This is a genomic window from Devosia sp. 919, assembly GCF_013185965.1.
Classification (GTDB): domain Bacteria; phylum Pseudomonadota; class Alphaproteobacteria; order Rhizobiales; family Devosiaceae; genus Devosia.
The window spans coordinates 1,395,469-1,409,904 of sequence record NZ_JABAOL010000001.1 but is presented as its reverse complement, the minus strand read 5'-3'; the positions used below and the strand labels follow the sequence as shown (position 1 = coordinate 1,409,904).

18 protein-coding genes are annotated in these 14,436 nt (G+C 66.7%); 15 read left to right on the top strand and 3 right to left on the bottom strand.

Annotation, left to right across the window (positions count from 1 at the left end):
- Window positions 1-60: 60 nt before the first annotated feature.
- Window positions 61-1,350, top strand: a complete 1,290-nt coding sequence (gene rhaI, locus HRQ64_RS06785) for an L-rhamnose catabolism isomerase (RefSeq protein WP_172122712.1) — start codon at window positions 61-63, stop codon at window positions 1,348-1,350.
- Here rhaI and HRQ64_RS06780 read toward each other — a convergent pair.
- Window positions 1,347-2,246 (bottom strand): LysR substrate-binding domain-containing protein, encoded by a 900-nt coding sequence (locus HRQ64_RS06780; RefSeq protein WP_172122711.1) that lies wholly within the window; start codon window positions 2,244-2,246, stop codon window positions 1,347-1,349. The two genes, rhaI and HRQ64_RS06780, sit on opposite strands and share 4 nt — an antisense overlap.
- Window positions 2,247-2,363: 117 nt before the next feature.
- Between HRQ64_RS06780 and HRQ64_RS06775 the strand changes: the two genes are divergently transcribed.
- Both HRQ64_RS06775 and ybaK read left to right on the top strand, forming a co-directional pair.
- Complete coding sequence (locus HRQ64_RS06775) at window positions 2,364-2,549, top strand: hypothetical protein (RefSeq protein ID WP_172122710.1); 186 nt, start codon at window positions 2,364-2,366, stop codon at window positions 2,547-2,549.
- A 41-nt stretch (window positions 2,550-2,590) separates the two neighbouring features.
- Entirely contained in the window at window positions 2,591-3,064 is a 474-nt protein-coding gene (gene ybaK / locus HRQ64_RS06770) for a Cys-tRNA(Pro) deacylase (protein ID WP_172122709.1), read from the top strand.
- 63 nt (window positions 3,065-3,127) lie between these two features.
- Here ybaK and HRQ64_RS06765 read toward each other — a convergent pair whose 3' ends face one another.
- On the bottom strand, window positions 3,128-3,271 hold the full coding sequence (locus HRQ64_RS06765; protein ID WP_127752325.1) for a DUF1127 domain-containing protein: 144 nt from the start codon (window positions 3,269-3,271) through the stop codon (window positions 3,128-3,130).
- 210 nt (window positions 3,272-3,481) lie between these two features.
- On the opposite strand from HRQ64_RS06765, the gene HRQ64_RS06760 reads away from it, so the two are divergent.
- The 3 genes from HRQ64_RS06760 to HRQ64_RS06750 are packed head-to-tail and all read left to right on the top strand — an operon-like array spanning window position 3,482 to window position 6,361.
- Window positions 3,482-5,755 (top strand): heavy metal translocating P-type ATPase, encoded by a 2,274-nt coding sequence (locus tag HRQ64_RS06760; RefSeq protein ID WP_172122708.1) that lies wholly within the window; start codon window positions 3,482-3,484, stop codon window positions 5,753-5,755.
- Window positions 5,752-6,159 (top strand): Cu(I)-responsive transcriptional regulator, encoded by a 408-nt coding sequence (gene cueR, locus HRQ64_RS06755; protein WP_127752323.1) that lies wholly within the window; start codon window positions 5,752-5,754, stop codon window positions 6,157-6,159. The genes HRQ64_RS06760 and cueR overlap by 4 nt, the downstream gene beginning before the upstream one ends.
- A 1-nt stretch (window position 6,160) precedes the next feature.
- Window positions 6,161-6,361 (top strand): heavy-metal-associated domain-containing protein, encoded by a 201-nt coding sequence (locus HRQ64_RS06750; protein ID WP_172122707.1) that lies wholly within the window; start codon window positions 6,161-6,163, stop codon window positions 6,359-6,361.
- A 41-nt stretch (window positions 6,362-6,402) separates the two neighbouring features.
- Here the strand turns inward: HRQ64_RS06750 and HRQ64_RS06745 are convergent, their stop codons facing one another.
- Complete coding sequence (locus tag HRQ64_RS06745) at window positions 6,403-6,753, bottom strand: DUF305 domain-containing protein (protein ID WP_172122706.1); 351 nt, start codon at window positions 6,751-6,753, stop codon at window positions 6,403-6,405.
- A 144-nt stretch (window positions 6,754-6,897) separates the two neighbouring features.
- On the opposite strand from HRQ64_RS06745, the gene cobF reads away from it, so the two are divergent.
- From cobF to HRQ64_RS06700, 9 genes are all read left to right on the top strand, one after another.
- Window positions 6,898-7,635, top strand: a complete 738-nt coding sequence (cobF, locus tag HRQ64_RS06740) for a precorrin-6A synthase (deacetylating) (RefSeq protein WP_172122705.1) — start codon at window positions 6,898-6,900, stop codon at window positions 7,633-7,635.
- A 63-nt stretch (window positions 7,636-7,698) separates the two neighbouring features.
- Window positions 7,699-9,018 carry a precorrin-3B synthase gene (gene cobG, locus HRQ64_RS06735; protein WP_172122704.1) on the top strand — a complete coding sequence of 440 codons (1,320 nt, stop codon included), beginning with the start codon at window positions 7,699-7,701 and terminating at the stop codon, window positions 9,016-9,018.
- Complete coding sequence (locus tag HRQ64_RS06730) at window positions 9,015-9,647, top strand: precorrin-8X methylmutase (RefSeq protein WP_172122703.1); 633 nt, start codon at window positions 9,015-9,017, stop codon at window positions 9,645-9,647. The genes cobG and HRQ64_RS06730 overlap by 4 nt, the downstream gene beginning before the upstream one ends.
- Window positions 9,644-10,369, top strand: coding sequence for a precorrin-2 C(20)-methyltransferase (locus HRQ64_RS06725; RefSeq protein ID WP_172122702.1), 726 nt, complete (start codon window positions 9,644-9,646; stop codon window positions 10,367-10,369). Before HRQ64_RS06730 ends, HRQ64_RS06725 begins: the two co-directional genes overlap by 4 nt.
- Window positions 10,366-11,127 (top strand): precorrin-3B C(17)-methyltransferase, encoded by a 762-nt coding sequence (locus HRQ64_RS06720; RefSeq protein ID WP_172122701.1) that lies wholly within the window; start codon window positions 10,366-10,368, stop codon window positions 11,125-11,127. Before HRQ64_RS06725 ends, HRQ64_RS06720 begins: the two co-directional genes overlap by 4 nt.
- On the top strand, window positions 11,124-12,329 hold the full coding sequence (cbiE, locus tag HRQ64_RS06715) for a precorrin-6y C5,15-methyltransferase (decarboxylating) subunit CbiE (protein ID WP_172122700.1): 1,206 nt from the start codon (window positions 11,124-11,126) through the stop codon (window positions 12,327-12,329). Before HRQ64_RS06720 ends, cbiE begins: the two co-directional genes overlap by 4 nt.
- On the top strand, window positions 12,326-13,096 hold the full coding sequence (gene cobM / locus HRQ64_RS06710; protein WP_172122699.1) for a precorrin-4 C(11)-methyltransferase: 771 nt from the start codon (window positions 12,326-12,328) through the stop codon (window positions 13,094-13,096). The genes cbiE and cobM overlap by 4 nt, the downstream gene beginning before the upstream one ends.
- Window positions 13,097-13,101: 5 nt before the next feature.
- Entirely contained in the window at window positions 13,102-13,944 is an 843-nt protein-coding gene (locus HRQ64_RS06705) for a TIGR02587 family membrane protein (RefSeq protein ID WP_172122698.1), read from the top strand.
- Between the two features lie 12 nt (window positions 13,945-13,956).
- A complete protein-coding gene (locus HRQ64_RS06700) occupies window positions 13,957-14,370 on the top strand; it encodes a hypothetical protein (protein WP_172122697.1) in 414 nt (137 codons plus the stop codon).
- Window positions 14,371-14,436 lie beyond the last annotated feature (66 nt).

Here is a 14,436-nt window from a genome sequence, read left to right as displayed (position 1 = left end):
CCCTTCCCTCCCCCTTGAGGGGCGGGACCGAGGGAGGGGGTCGCAGGGGAGGCACAACAAATGACCGATCACATCATCGACCCCACCGCGATCGAAGCCGACAACGCCAGACGCGAAGCCGATCTGCGGGCCGACTACGATTCACTCGGCGAGCGGCTCGACCGACGCGGCATCTCGATTGAGGCCGTCAAGCACAAGGTCGCCGCCTTCAACATCGCCGTGCCCTCCTGGGGCGTCGGCACCGGCGGCACCCGCTTTGCCCGCTTCCCCGGCCAGGGCGAGCCGCGCGATATCTTCGACAAGCTCGAAGACTGCGCCGTCATTGCCCAGCTGACCCAGGCCACCCGCACCGTCTCGCTTCACATCCCCTGGGACAAAGCCGATCCCAACCGCCTCAAGCAGGCTGCCAGCCGCTTCGGCCTCGGCTTTGATGCGATGAACTCCAACACCTTCTCGGACGCCCGCGGCCAGCTGCAAAGCTACAAGTTCGGCTCGCTCTCGGCGGCCGACCCGGCCACCCGGCAGCAAGCCATCGAGCACAATCTTGAATGCATCGAGATCGGCCAGACCCTTGGGTCCAAGGCCCTCACCGTCTGGATCGGCGACGGCTCCAACTTCCCCGGCCAGGTCAATTTCGCCACCCAGTTCGAGCATTATCTCGATGCCATGAAGGCGATCTATGCCGCCCTTCCCGCTGACTGGCGCGTCTACACCGAACACAAGATGTATGAGCCAGCTTTTTATTCAACGGTCGTGCAGGATTGGGGCACCAATTACCTCATCGCCACCGAACTGGGCGACAAGGCCTTCTGCCTCGTCGATCTCGGCCACCATGCGCCCAACACCAATATCGAAATGATCGTTTCGCGCCTCGCCCAGTTCGGCAAGCTCGGGGGCTTTCACTTCAACGACAGCAAATATGGCGACGACGACCTCGATGCCGGCTCGATCGATCCCTACCGCCTGTTCCTCGTCTTCAACGAGCTGGTGGATGCCGAAGCGCGCCACCCCGACTTTCGCCCCGCCCACATGCTCGACCAATCCCACAACGTCACCGACCCCATCGAATCGCTGATGCTGTCGGCCGCCGATGTGCAGCGCGCCTATGCCCAGGCACTCCTTGTGGATCGCGCGGCACTCGAACAGGCGCAGCAGGGCAACGACGCGCTGGGCGCCACCCAGGCCCTGCGCCTCGCCTATCGCACCGATGTGGAGCCGATCCTCGCCATGGCCCGCCTCGAAGCGGGCGGCGCCATCGACCTCCTCGGCGCCTACCGGGCCTCTGGCTATCGCGCCAAAGTTGCCGCCATCCGCCCGGCGGTGGAAGGCGGCTCGGGCGGCATCGTCTAGCTCTGCTCGAGCGCCCGCAGCGGCGCGGTTGCCTCGAGGATCCAGTCGCGAAAGGCGCGGATCTTGGGGTTGTTGCGCCGCGCTTCGGGGTAAACGAGATAGTAGTAGTGCCCGTCCCAGCCCACGGTCGAAAAGGGCTGCACCATACGGCCGGCGCGGATTTCCTCGGGGTAGAACTGGGGCGTCAGCATGGCGACGCCCCGCCCGGCCATCACGGCCACCGCTTCCATAGATTGAAAGCCCAGCCGGGCAAAGGGCCGCTCGGGCGCGGGCGGCACCGCCACCCCTGCCCGCTTGAACCAGGCCGCGACCCACGGGTCATCGGGGGTGATCTGGGGCACCCGCAGCAGATCGGCGGGTTCGCGCACCCCATATTCCTCCACCAGCCGCGGATGCAGCATCGGGGCATATTCCACCTTCGTCAGCCCATGCGCCACCAGTCCCGGCGCCATCCGCCCGGTGGCGCGGATCGCCACATCGATCTCGGTGCCGGCAAAATCGATGATCTCGGGCGCGCTTTCGATGCGCACCGCGATATCGGGATGCCCGACCTGGAACAGCCCGAGATTGGCCGCCAGCCACTGGCTGGCAAAAGTGGGCACCGCGCTGATCGCGAGCGTGGCGTCGACCCGTCCGCCCAGTTCGGCAAAAGCCGCCCGCAGCACCGCAAAGCCCTTGGCCACTTCAGGCGCCAGCTGCGCCCCGGTTTGGCTGAGCTCGATCCGGCGTGGCTTGCGCAGGAATAGGGGCGTGCCCACCCGCTCCTCGAGAATGCGGATCTGGTAGCTTACGGCGGCCTGGGTCATGCCCAGTTCCTCGGCTGCGCGGGTAAAGCTCAAATGGCGCGCCACGGCCTCGAAGGCGCGGATCGCCGGCAGGGGTGGCAACGGGGTCATGCATCAAACCTCCTTATGGAAGCCTTGGCAGCTTTAGTTGGAAGCGCGCCCACCCGCCAGCAATAATCGCGGCTATCTCGATCACCCCGGAGGCAGCCGCATAAGGCTGGTTATGCCATGAGTGTTGTTTCAAGCTGCGAAGAAGCGCGCGATCCGGCCCCGCGCCGCCCATGGAATCCGCTGCGCAACTGGTTGATCCGCCGGCGCCGGCGCCGCGTCACCCTCGATCTGCTCAACGCCTCGCCCCATCTGCTGCGCGACATCGGCGCCGAAACCATTCTGAGCGATCATTGTCCGCGCTAGGCCCGCTTGCCAGCCGATATGGGAGCGGTAAACTCGGCTCCATGTCCAAGACCACGCCCGCCACCGCAGCCCTCCTCAAAGCCGGCATCCCTTTCGAGCTCGCGACCTACGCTTACGATCCCGATGCCGAGCGGGTTGGTTTGCAGGCGGCCGAAGCCATGGGCGTCGATCCCGGCAGCGTGTTCAAGACGCTGATGTCGGAGGTGGATGGCAAGCCGGTCTGTGTTGTCGTCCCGTCGGACGAGGAAGTGAACATGAAAAAACTTGCCGCCGCCTTTGGCGGCAAGACCGCGCAGATGATGAAGCCGGCTGTGGCCGAGCGCCTCACCGGCTACAAGGTCGGGGGCATCAGCCCCTTTGGGCAGCGCAAGGCCGTGCCCACTTGCGTTGAGGAACTGGTTGCTCTGCAGGACCGGGTGTATCTCAATGGCGGCCAGCGCGGGCTGCAGATCAATCTGGCGCCGGACGATCTGGTCAGGGCCCTGGGCGGCAAGACCGCCGACCTCATCCGCTAGTTCCTGAAAAGACAAAAGGCGCCCAAGTGGACGCCTTCTTCTTCGACTGCTGCTGGAAAGAGCTTAGAAGCCCTTGCCCTGCGCAATGTTCTTGATGTCGCCCTTGGTAATGCCCAAATCATTGAGCTGGCGAGCGTCAAGCGAGTTCAGCTCGCGCAGGGTGCGCTGGTACTGGACATAGTTGCGGATCGACTGACGGATGTTCATTTTCTTGGGGTCCTCTCTTTTGCTGAGCCTTATGTAGTGGCACCCCCGGCTGATGAGAACCGCGCCTTGCTGCACACCTCTTATGCACTAGGTGCAAACAAAATGAGCACGGGCTTCACAATCCATTCATTCTGATGGCGCGAAAGCGGCAGAAGCCCTTGACCTTCCCACGATGGGAAGCCCTACATGGGGTGGGACGAGGTGAAAATCATGACCGACCAGGCACTCCAAACCCGACCCGTTTCCATCGATATCGAAGGCATGACCTGCGCCTCCTGCGTGGCGCGGGTGGAACGCGCATTGCTCAAGACCCCCGGCGTCAAGGCAGCTTCCGTCAATCTCGCCACCGAGCGCGCCACTGTCGAGCTCACTCCCGATGCGCAACTCGAGCCCGTTCTCGCCGCCATAACCAAGGCCGGCTATTCCGGCCAGCCCGCGCCCGAACAGCGCAGCAGCCATGCCGGCCACCACCATGACGAGGACGCCGCCGTGCTCCGGCGCGACGTGATCCTTGCCGCGGTCCTGACCGCGCCGATGTTCGTGCTCGAAATGGGCAGCCACCTGATCCCCGGCATGCACATGGCGGTGATGCATCTGGTGCCCACCCAGTGGCTCTACATCGCCTATTTTGTCATCACCACCATTGTGCTCTTCGTCCCCGGACGCCGCTTTTTTGCGCATGGCATTCCAGCCCTGTTGCGCGGCGCCCCCGAGATGAATTCACTCGTCGCTCTAGGGGCGGGCGCGGCCTATCTTTATTCCACCGTCGTTACCTTCGCGCCCGGGCTCGTGCCGGCCACCAGCCGCTATGTGTATTTCGAAGCGGCGGCCGTGATCGTGACGCTGATCCTGCTTGGCCGGCTCCTTGAAGCACTAGCCAAGGGCCGCACTGGCGCCGCCATTGCCCGGCTGGTGCAGCAACAGGCCAAGACCGCCCAGGTGCAGCGCAATGGCAGCTTTGTGCAAGTGCCCATCGATCAGGTGGTCGTCGGCGATATCCTTCTGGTACGCCCCGGCGAAAAGATCGCCGTCGATGGCGAGATCGTGGGCGGGCAAAGCCATGTCGATGAATCCATGATCTCGGGCGAGCCCATTCCGGTGAGCAAGGCCGAAGGCGCCAGTGTGGTGGGCGGCACGGTCAATGGCGAAGGCAGCTTCACCTTCCGCGCCACCAAGGTGGGGGCCGATACCATGCTGGCCCAGATCATCCGCATGGTCGAGGACGCCCAGGGCGGCAAGCTCCCCATCCAGGCGCTGGTTGACCGCATCACCTTCTGGTTCGTGCCCGCCGTGATGGCGGCAGCCCTCGCGACCTTTGTGGTCTGGCTGCTTTGGGGTCCCGAGCCCGGCTATCTCTATGGCCTCGTCAATGCCGTGGCCGTTCTCATCATTGCCTGCCCCTGCGCCATGGGTCTGGCCACCCCCACCTCGATCATGGTGGGCACCGGCCGGGCCGCTGAACTGGGTGTCCTGTTCCGCCGCAGCGAAGCGCTGCAAAGCCTGCGCGACGTCGAGATGATCGCCTTTGACAAGACCGGCACCCTGACCGAAGGGCGTCCGGTGCTGACCGATCTCGTGGTCGCCCCGGGCTTTGCCGAGGCCGAAGTGCTGGCCCTGATGGCGGCGGTGGAACATCACTCCGAACACCCCATTGCCCGCGCCATCGTTGCCGCTGCAACCGAGCGCGGCCTGCCCATCGCCGATGCCGAGCAGTTCGCGTCTTCGGCCGGCCATGGCATCAGCGGCGTCGTGGGCGCTCGTAAGGTGCTGGTCGGCAATGCTGGCCAGCTGCCCGATATCGACCAGACGCCCTTTGCCGATCAGCTCGCCGAACTGGCCGGCCAGGGCAAGACGCCCATTCTGGTTGGCGTCGATGGCAAGCTGGCGGCCGTTGCCGCCGTGGCCGATCGGGCCCGCCCCACCAGCAAGGCGGTGATCGCCGAACTGCACCGCATGGGCATCCGCACGGCCATGATCTCGGGCGACAACCAGCGCACGGCCCAGGCCATTGCCGACCAGCTCGGGATCGATGAAGTGCGCGCCCAAATCCTGCCCGCCGGCAAGGTCGATGCCATCAATTCGCTGCGCAGTGGCAATCGCAAGATCGCCTTTGTCGGCGATGGCATCAACGATGCGCCCGCCCTTGCCGCTGCCGATATCGGCATTGCCGTGGGCACCGGCACCGATGTCGCCATCGAAAGCGCCGATGTCGTTTTGCTGGGCGGCGATCTCAAAGGGGTGCTCAATGCCCTCACCATCAGCCGCGCCACCATGCGCAATATCGGCGAAAACCTGTTCTGGGCCTTCGCCTATAACGTGATCCTGATCCCGGTCGCCGCAGGCGTGCTGTATCTGAGCTTTGGTATCCTGCTGTCGCCCATGATCGGGGCTGGTGCCATGGCGCTTTCCAGCGTTTTTGTGGTGGGCAACGCCCAGCGGCTGCGCACCGTGCGCCCCGCGATCCTGCAAGGAGTGAACCCATGAATATCGGGGAAGCCGCCCAGGCCTCAGGCGTTTCGGCCAAGATGATCCGCTACTACGAGTCCATCGGCCTCATCGAGCCGCCCGGGCGCACTGACAGCAATTACCGCGTTTATGACCCCGATCAGGTGCATGTGCTGCGCTTCATCAAGCGGGCCCGCACCCTGGGCTTTTCCGTCGAGGAAACCAGCCGCCTCCTCAGCCTCTGGCAGGACAAGAGCCGCGCCAGTGCCGAGGTCAAGGCGGTCGCCTCGGCCCATATCGCCGACCTCGAAACCAAGATTGCCGAACTGCAGGGCATGGTGGGGACGCTCAAGCATCTCGTTCACTGCTGCGGCGGCGACGACCGGCCCAATTGCCCGATCCTCGATGATCTGGCCGGGCCGCAACCCGTGAAAGGACATTGAAATGAGCCAAACAACCACTCTGCGCGTCGAGGATATGAGCTGCGCCCATTGCGTGGGTACCGTGCGCAAGGCGCTCGAGGAAGCGCTCCCCGGCGCCGAGATCGCCGTTGATCTCGATACCCACCGCGTCAGCTTCACCGGCGACCGCGCCAGGGCGGAAGCCGCCATTCGCGAAGCCGGCTACACCCCCGAGCCCGTATAACCATCAAGGGCCACGCTCCCGGAGCGTGGCCCTTGCTTATGTCAGTGGCCGTGTTTGGCCAGCCATTCCTGCATCTGGGCGATCTCGCCTTCCTGGTCGGCGATGATCTTTTCGGCCAGCGCCTTGATCTCGGGATCGCTGCCATGCTCGAGCACGATCTGCGCCATCTCCACCGCGCTTTGGTGATGTGGGATCATGCCGCGCACGAAATCCACATCGGCGTCGCCGCTATAGTCGAGGTCCATCGCCTCGTGCATGCGCATATTGGCCGCCTTGAAGGCTTCGGTTGCCGGGCTGTCGCCGCCAGCCATGCCATGGCCGGCATGATCCTGCGCCCCCACCGGCAGGCTCAAGGCCGCAGCCACGCACAGGGAAAGAGCCAGACACTTCATTTTCAAACCTCCTGATTGATCGGGGCACGAGCTATGCGGCGTTCCAACATGGGAAGGTCAAGCCCCGTTCCCCAGCCGCGCGGACGCGGTGGCTTGTTCGCCCCGCCCCTTCATGCCATCTCCCCCACAGCCAGGAGAACGCGCGTGAAAACCATTATCCTTGTGGGCATCGGCACCGGCAATCCCGAGCACCTGACCGTGCAGGCGATCAATGCCCTCCAGCGCGCCGGCACCCTCTTCATCCCCGACAAGGGCGAGGACAAGGCCGAACTCGCCCAGGTCAGGCGCGAGATCTGCGAGCGCTATCTCGAGCAGCCCACGCTCGTGCCCTATCGCGTCCCCACCCGCCGCAGCGGCTCCGATTACGGGCAGACCGTCGCGGAATGGCACGCCACGCTCGCCGGCATCTTCGCCGAGCTCATTGCCACCCATGTGCCCGATGGCGGCGCCTGCGCCTTTCTCGTCTGGGGTGATCCGGGGCTTTACGACAGCACCCTGCGCATCATCGCGCAATTGCCCCAGCCCGAAACCTTCCACGTCGAAGTCATCCCCGGCATCACCTCCATCCAGGCGCTGACCTCAGCCCATGCTATTGCCCTTAATCGCATCGGCGAGCCCGTCCAGATCACCACCGGCCGCCGCCTCGCCGAATCGGGCCTTGGGGGCGACAGCGTCGTCATGCTCGACGGGCAAACCGCCTTTATCCATGCCGATCCGGAGCTCGAGATCTTCTGGGGCGCCTATCTCGGCACCCCCGACCAGCTCACCATTGCCGGCCGCCTGGGCGACGTGCGCGACACCATCATCGAGACGCGCCGGGCCGCCCGCGCGCGACATGGCTGGATCATGGATATCTACCTGCTGCGACAACGCGAACCATAGAGCGCTTTGTGCCGCCCGAGGGATCGTATAAGGACAGGGCTTCACGCAACACGAAGCCCGAACTTGCTCCAGCTGCTGCCCATCACTGACCCCCAAGCGCCCGCGCGCCGCGGTGCCTGCCCCAGCCTGCGCCAGCCCATGGCAACCGGCGACGGGCTCCTCGCGCGCCTGCGCCTGCCCGAGCGGCGTGTCAGTCCCGCTCAGCTGGTCCGCATCGCCGAACTCGCCGCCCGGCACGGCAATGGCCAGCTCGAAATCACCGCCCGCGGCAATCTGCAGGTGCGGGGCCTTTCCGAGCATTCCGCGCCCCGCTTTGCCGAGGCCATCGAAGCGTTCCTGCCCATCGAAACCGGCCTCGTCGTGGAAACCCCGCCCCTTGCCGGCCTTGATCCCACCGAACACGCCGATCCGCGCCCCCTCGCAACCGCCATCCGCGTCGCGGCCGCCCCGCTCGCCCCCCGCCTCGGCCCCAAGGTCACCGTCGTGGTGGATGGCGGCGGCGCCATCACTCTGGCGCGCCTCGGCGCCGATCTGCGCCTCACCGCCCTCGATGCCGATCGCTGGCTGCTGGCGCTGGGCAAGACCCCGCTCGGCACCCTCGCGACCACCGCTGCGCTCCCCGCCACCAGCCTGATCCTGCAGCGCCTGGCCGAGCTGGGCCCCGCCGCCCGCGCCCGCGATCTCGATCCCGCCGCGATCCAGGCCGAACTCGCCACCCGGCTCTCCTCACCGGCCCCCCTTCCCGCGCCCCCGCCGCTCGCCGGCCTCATTCCCGTGCGCGATGGCGCGGCCCTCCCCGTCGCCCTGCCCTTTGGCAGCATCGCCGCCCCCGTGCTCGCCGCCCTCGCGCAGCACGCCACATCTGCCGGCATTACCGAACTGCGCCTTGCTCCTGGCCACGCCCTCCTCGCCCTGGGCGCCCCCACCGCGCTCGCCGCCTTCGGGCGCGCCGCCGCAGCGCTGGGCCTCCTCACCAATCCCGCCGATCCGCGCCTTGGTGCCCATGCCTGCATCGGCAATGAGGGTTGCGCCTCGGGCTTTGCCACCAGCCGCGCCTTGGCATCGCAGCTGCTCGACGCGCTCCCGACCCTCTTTGATGGCACCGCGACCCTCCATGTTTCGGGCTGCCCCAAGGGTTGCGCCCATCCGCGGCCAGCCGACATCACGCTCGTCGCCCAGCCCGGCGGCTGGGCGGTGGTGCTATCGGGCCGCGCCAGCGACGCACCCCTGCTCCTCATCCCCCATGCCGATGCCAGCGCGGCTTTTGCCCGCCTTGCCGGCCTTCTCCATGCGCATCGCGCGCCTGGCCAAACCAGCGCCGCGGTTCTGGCCGCGCTTGGCCCGGTGCGCATCGCCGCCGCTCTTGGACCCCACCTGCCATGATCGAATACGACTACATAAAAGCGGGGGACGCCATTTACCGGCAGTCCTTCGCCATCATCCGCGCCGAAGCGGATCTGCGCCGCTTCACCCCCGATGAGGCGGAACTCGCCGTGCGCATGATCCATGCCGCCGGCATGGTGGAAGCCGCCGAGCATTTCGAGTTTGGCCCTGGCTTTGTCGAGGCCGCCCGCGGCGCGCTCGAAGCCGGCGCCCCCATTCTATGCGATGCCGAAATGGTGGTGCGCGGCGTCACTGCGGCCCGCTTGCCCGCCAACAATCCGGTGCTCTGCACCCTGCGCGATCCGCAGACGCCCGTTATCGCCCAGGAGATCGGCAACACCCGCTCGGCCGCCGCGCTCCATCTTTGGGGCGAGCGCCTGGCTGGCGCCGTGGTCGCCATCGGCAATGCCCCGACGGCGCTGTTCCACCTCCTCGAACTGCTGCGCGACGGCGCCCCCCGCCCCGCCGCGATCCTGGGCATGCCCGTCGGCTTTGTGGGCGCCGCCGAATCCAAGGCCGCGCTCGCCGAACACTCCTATGGCGTGCCCTATGCCATCGTGCGCGGCCGCCTCGGGGGCAGCGCCATCACCGCTGCGGCGCTGAACGCGCTGGCAAGGCCCGGTCTATGACCGGCACCCTTTACGGCGTCGGCACCGGCCCCGGCGATCCTGAACTCCTGACCCTCAAGGCCGTGCGCGCCATCCAGGGCGCCGATGTGGTCGCCTATTTCGCCAAGTCGGGCAATCGCAGCAATGCGCGCGCCATCGTGGCCGATCTCCTTGCGCCCACCCAGCACGAGGAAGCCCTGCTTTATCCCGTCACCACCGAGATCGACCGCCACCACGCCGATTATCGCTCCGCCACCGCGCAGTTCTATGCCCAAGCGGCCGAGCGCATCGCCGCCCATCTCGATGCCGGGCGCAAGGTTGCGGTGCTGAGCGAAGGCGATCCGCTGTTTTACGGCTCCTATATGCATCTGCATGTGCGCCTCGCCCATCGCTACCCCACCGAGGTCGTGCCCGGCATCACCGCGATGTCGGGCTGCTGGTCGATGGCCGGCCTGCCGCTGGTGCAGGGCGATGATGTGCTGGCCGTCCTGCCCGGCACGCTCGAGGAAGCCGAACTCGAGCGCCGCCTCGGCGACACGCAGGGCGCCGTCATCATGAAGGTCGGGCGCAACCTGCCCAAGATCCGCCGCGCCATTGCCGCCGCGGGCAAGCTCGAAACCGCGGTTTATGTGGAGCGCGGCACGATGAGCAACGGCCAGTCCATGCGCCTGTGCGACAAGCCGGACGACACCGCCCCCTATTTCGCCCTGGTGCTGGTCCCCGGCTGGAGCGAGCGGCCATGACCGGCAAAATCAGCGTCGTCGGCCTCGGGCCCGGCAATCCCGACCAGATCACTCCCGAAGCGCTCAAGGCCGTGGCCGAAGCCCGGCTGTTCTTTGGCTATGGCCCCTATCTCGATCGTCTGTCGCTACGCCCCGATCAGCAGCGCGTCGCCTCCGATAACCGCGAAGAACTCGACCGCAGTCGTGCCGCCCTTCAGGCCGCCGCCGCGGGAGAAAAGGTCTGCGTCGTTTCAGGTGGCGATCCAGGCGTTTTCGCCATGGCCGCCGCCGTGTGCGAAGCCATCGAGGATGGCCCCGAGCCCTGGCGCCATCTGGAACTCGAAATCGTGCCCGGTGTCACCGCCATGCTCGCCGTCGCCGCTCGCATGGGCGCCCCGCTCGGCCATGATTTCTGCGCCATTTCCCTGTCCGACAATCTCAAGCCCTGGACCCTGATCGAGCAGCGCCTTCGCGCCGTTGCTGGCGCCGGGCTCGTAATCGCGCTTTACAATCCCATCAGCCGCGCCCGCCCCTGGCAGCTGGGCACCGCCTTTGCCATCCTGCGCGAAGTACTGCCCTGGAGCACCCCGGTGATCTTTGGCCGTGCCGCTGGCCGCCCCGACGAGATGCTGCGCCTTGTCACCCTGGCCGATGCCGATGCCAGCACCGCCGATATGGCCACTTGCGTCATCATCGGCTCGCCCGAAACCCGCGTTATCGAACGGCCCGGCCGCACGCCGATCGTTTATTCGCCCCGTTCCGCCGGGGGACCCCGATGAGCTGGCTGACCATTGTCGGCATCGGCGAAGACGGCATCGCGGGCCTCGGCGATGCGGCCAAAGCCGCCATCAGCCAGGCCGAACTGGTGTTTGGCGGCGAACGCCATCTGCGCCTTGCCGCCCCGTTGATCAGGGGCGAACAGCAAGCCTGGCTCAGCCCCTTCTCGCTGTCCGTCGATGCCGTGGTCGCCGCTCGCGGCAAGGCCGTCTGCGTGCTGGCTTCGGGCGACCCGTTTCAGTTCGGCGTCGGGGCCACGCTCGCCCGCCGCATCGACCCCGCCCAAATGCGGGTCCTGCCCCACCCTTCCGCCTTCACCCTAGCCGCGGCTCGCCTCGGCTGGCCCCTGGGCGAGATCACCACCCTGTCGCTGCATGGCCGCTCACAGGATCTGTTGCGCCCGCATCTGCAGCCCGGCGCGCGCATCCTGGCGCTCACGTCCGACGGCGATTCCCCTCTCCAGCTCGCCCAGCTGCTGCACGAGAGCGGCTTTGGCCTGTCCATCCTCACCGTGCTCGAAGCTCTGGGCGGCCCCGAGGAGCGCGTCCGATCCCAGCCCGCCAGCGCCTTCACCCTCGCCGACATCAATCCGCTCAATGTCGTGGCCATCTCGGTCGTCGCCCTGCCCGAAGCGCGCGTCCTGCCGCTGGTGCCCGGGCGCGACGATGCACTGTTCGAGCATGACGGGCAGATCACCAAGCGCGAGATCCGCGCCCTGACCCTCGCGACCCTCGCCCCGCGACAGGGCGAATTGCTTTGGGATATCGGCGCCGGCTCCGGCTCGATCGCCATTGAATGGCTGCTGGCCCATCCCACTCTCCGCGCCATTGCCATCGAAAGCCATCCCGAGCGTTGCGCGCGCATCAAGCACAACGCCGCCCAGTTCGGCGTGCCCGGCTTGCAGCTCGTTGAAGGCGCCGCGCCCGCGGCGCTGGAGGGTCTCGAGCCCCCGCACGCCATCTTCGTCGGCGGCGGCGGCAGCGATCCCGGCGCGCTCGAAACAGCGCGAGCGGCGCTCCGTTCCGGTGGCCGGCTCGTTGCCAACGCTGTCACCCTCGAAATGGAAGCCATTTTGCTCGCCCACCACGCCGCCCATGGCGGCAGCCTCACCCGCATCGAGCTCAGCCGCGCTTCTTCCATCGGCACCATGACCGGCTGGCGCCCGGCCATGCCGCTGCTGCAATGGTGCTGGAGCAAGCCATGACCGTCCACTTTATTGGCGCCGGTCCCGGCGCTGCCGATCTCATCACCGTGCGCGGCCGCGACCTCCTCGCCCGCTGCCCCGTCTGCCTTTATGCCGGCTCCATCGTGCCGCGTGAGATGCTCGATTACTGCACCCCCGGCACCCGGCTGGTCGACACCGCATCCCTTTCCCTCGATGACATCGAGGCCGAATACATCACCGCCCACGCGGCGGGCCTTGATGTGGCGCGGCTCCATTCGGGGGACCTCTCCATCTGGAGCGCCGTGGCCGAGCAGTTGCGTCGGCTCGATCGCCACGCCATCCCCTATATGCTCACCCCCGGCGTGCCCGCCTTTGCCGCGGCAGCCGCGAGCCTTGGGCGTGAGCTGACCATTCCGGCCCAGGCGCAAAGCCTGGTGCTGACCCGCGTTTCCGGCCGCGCCTCCCCCATGCCTGGGGGCGAAACCCTCGCCGCCTTTGGCGCCACGGGCGCGACGTTGGCCATTCACCTTGCCATCCATGCGCTCGAGCGGGTGGTCGCTGAACTCACCCCGCTTTACGGGCCCGACTGCCCCGTCGCCATTGTCGTGCATGCCTCCTGGCCGGGCGAACGCATTCTGCGCGGCACGCTGTCCACCATCGCCGCGCAAGTGGCCGACGATCCCATCGAGCGCACTGCCATCATCTTTGTCGGCCCCTCCCTTGCCAGCAACGATTTTCGCGACAGCGCCCTTTATGATGCCGACTACCAGCGCCGCTTCCGCGGCGGCCTGCCTGACGCGGGGTAAGCAGAATGAGCACAGCAGCGGCCAACAAGGCGGATGAGGGCGGCCAGGAGCTTCGCGATCTCGTCACCGGGCTTGGCCGTGCCTTTGGCGGGGCGCTGGTGTTCTCGCTCCCCATGCTGATGACCATGGAAATGTGGGAGCTCGGCTTTGCCATGGATCGCTGGCGCTTGCTGCTCCTGCTGGCCTCCAGCCTGCCCATGCTGATGTTCCTGTCCCATTATTCCGGCTTTGAGGCCACCTGGGGCTGGAAGGAGGATCTGCGCGATGTCGCCCTTGCCTATGGCATTGGCCTCGTCAGCACCACGATCCTGCTCGCCGTGCTCGGGGTTATCGGGCCGGGCATGAACCCGCCCGAGCTTGTGGGCAAGATCGTCATCCATGCCATTCCCGCCGCTCTCGGCGCCCTGCTCGGCCGCAGCCAGTTCGGGCAAAGCGAGGACGAGGAGGAGGAGCGCGAACAGAGCTATGGCAGCGAATTGGGGATCATGGCCGCCGGCTCGCTCTATCTCGGGCTCAATGTTGCCCCCACCGAGGAAATGATCCTCATCGCCTTTCGCATGACTGATTGGCAGTCGCTGGCGCTGATCGCCCTGTCGCTGCTGCTCATGCACGGCTTTGTTTTTGCATCCGAGTTCAAGGGCAGCGAAGCGACCCCCGACACGCCCTGGTGGAGCGCCTTTTTGCGCTTTACCGCCGTGGGCTATGCCATCGCGCTCGCCATCTCCTGCTATGTGCTCTGGACCTTTGGCCGCTTCGATGGCCTCTCCTTCAGCACCGCACTAGGGGTTCTGGTGGTGCTGGGCTTTCCCGCCGCCATTGGCGCCGCCGCCGCGCGGCTGATTTTGTAAGGGGCTCCCGCCGTGTCCGACCAAGCCAGCAACCAGCCCCCATCCCCCGCCGCCCGCAAAGCGGGCACCATCGAGTGGATCCTGGCCGCCCTGTCGGCCCTCGTTATTCTGGGGCTGGCCAGCTTTCTGCTGGTGGAAGCCCTGACCAAGACCGGCAGCCATCCCGAGCTCACGCTGCGGCTCGATGCCGTTCGGCAAACGTCCGATGGCTTTGTCGCTGATGTCACCGTGCTCAATCTCGGCCACGCCACCGCTGCGGAAGTGGGCATCGAAGGCACTGTGGGTTCGGGGCAAGACGCCGTGAGCGGCAGCGTGACCCTTGATTACGCCCCCGCCCAGTCGCAAAGCCCGGTGGCGCTGGTGTTTGACCGCCCGGTCACCCCCGACAATCTCACGCTCAGAGTGCTAGGTTATCGCGATCCCTGAGCGGGGAACAAAGGTTGGCAAGGGCCGTTGACCGGGGCACTTTCCCCGGCCCCGCGGCCCCTTCAC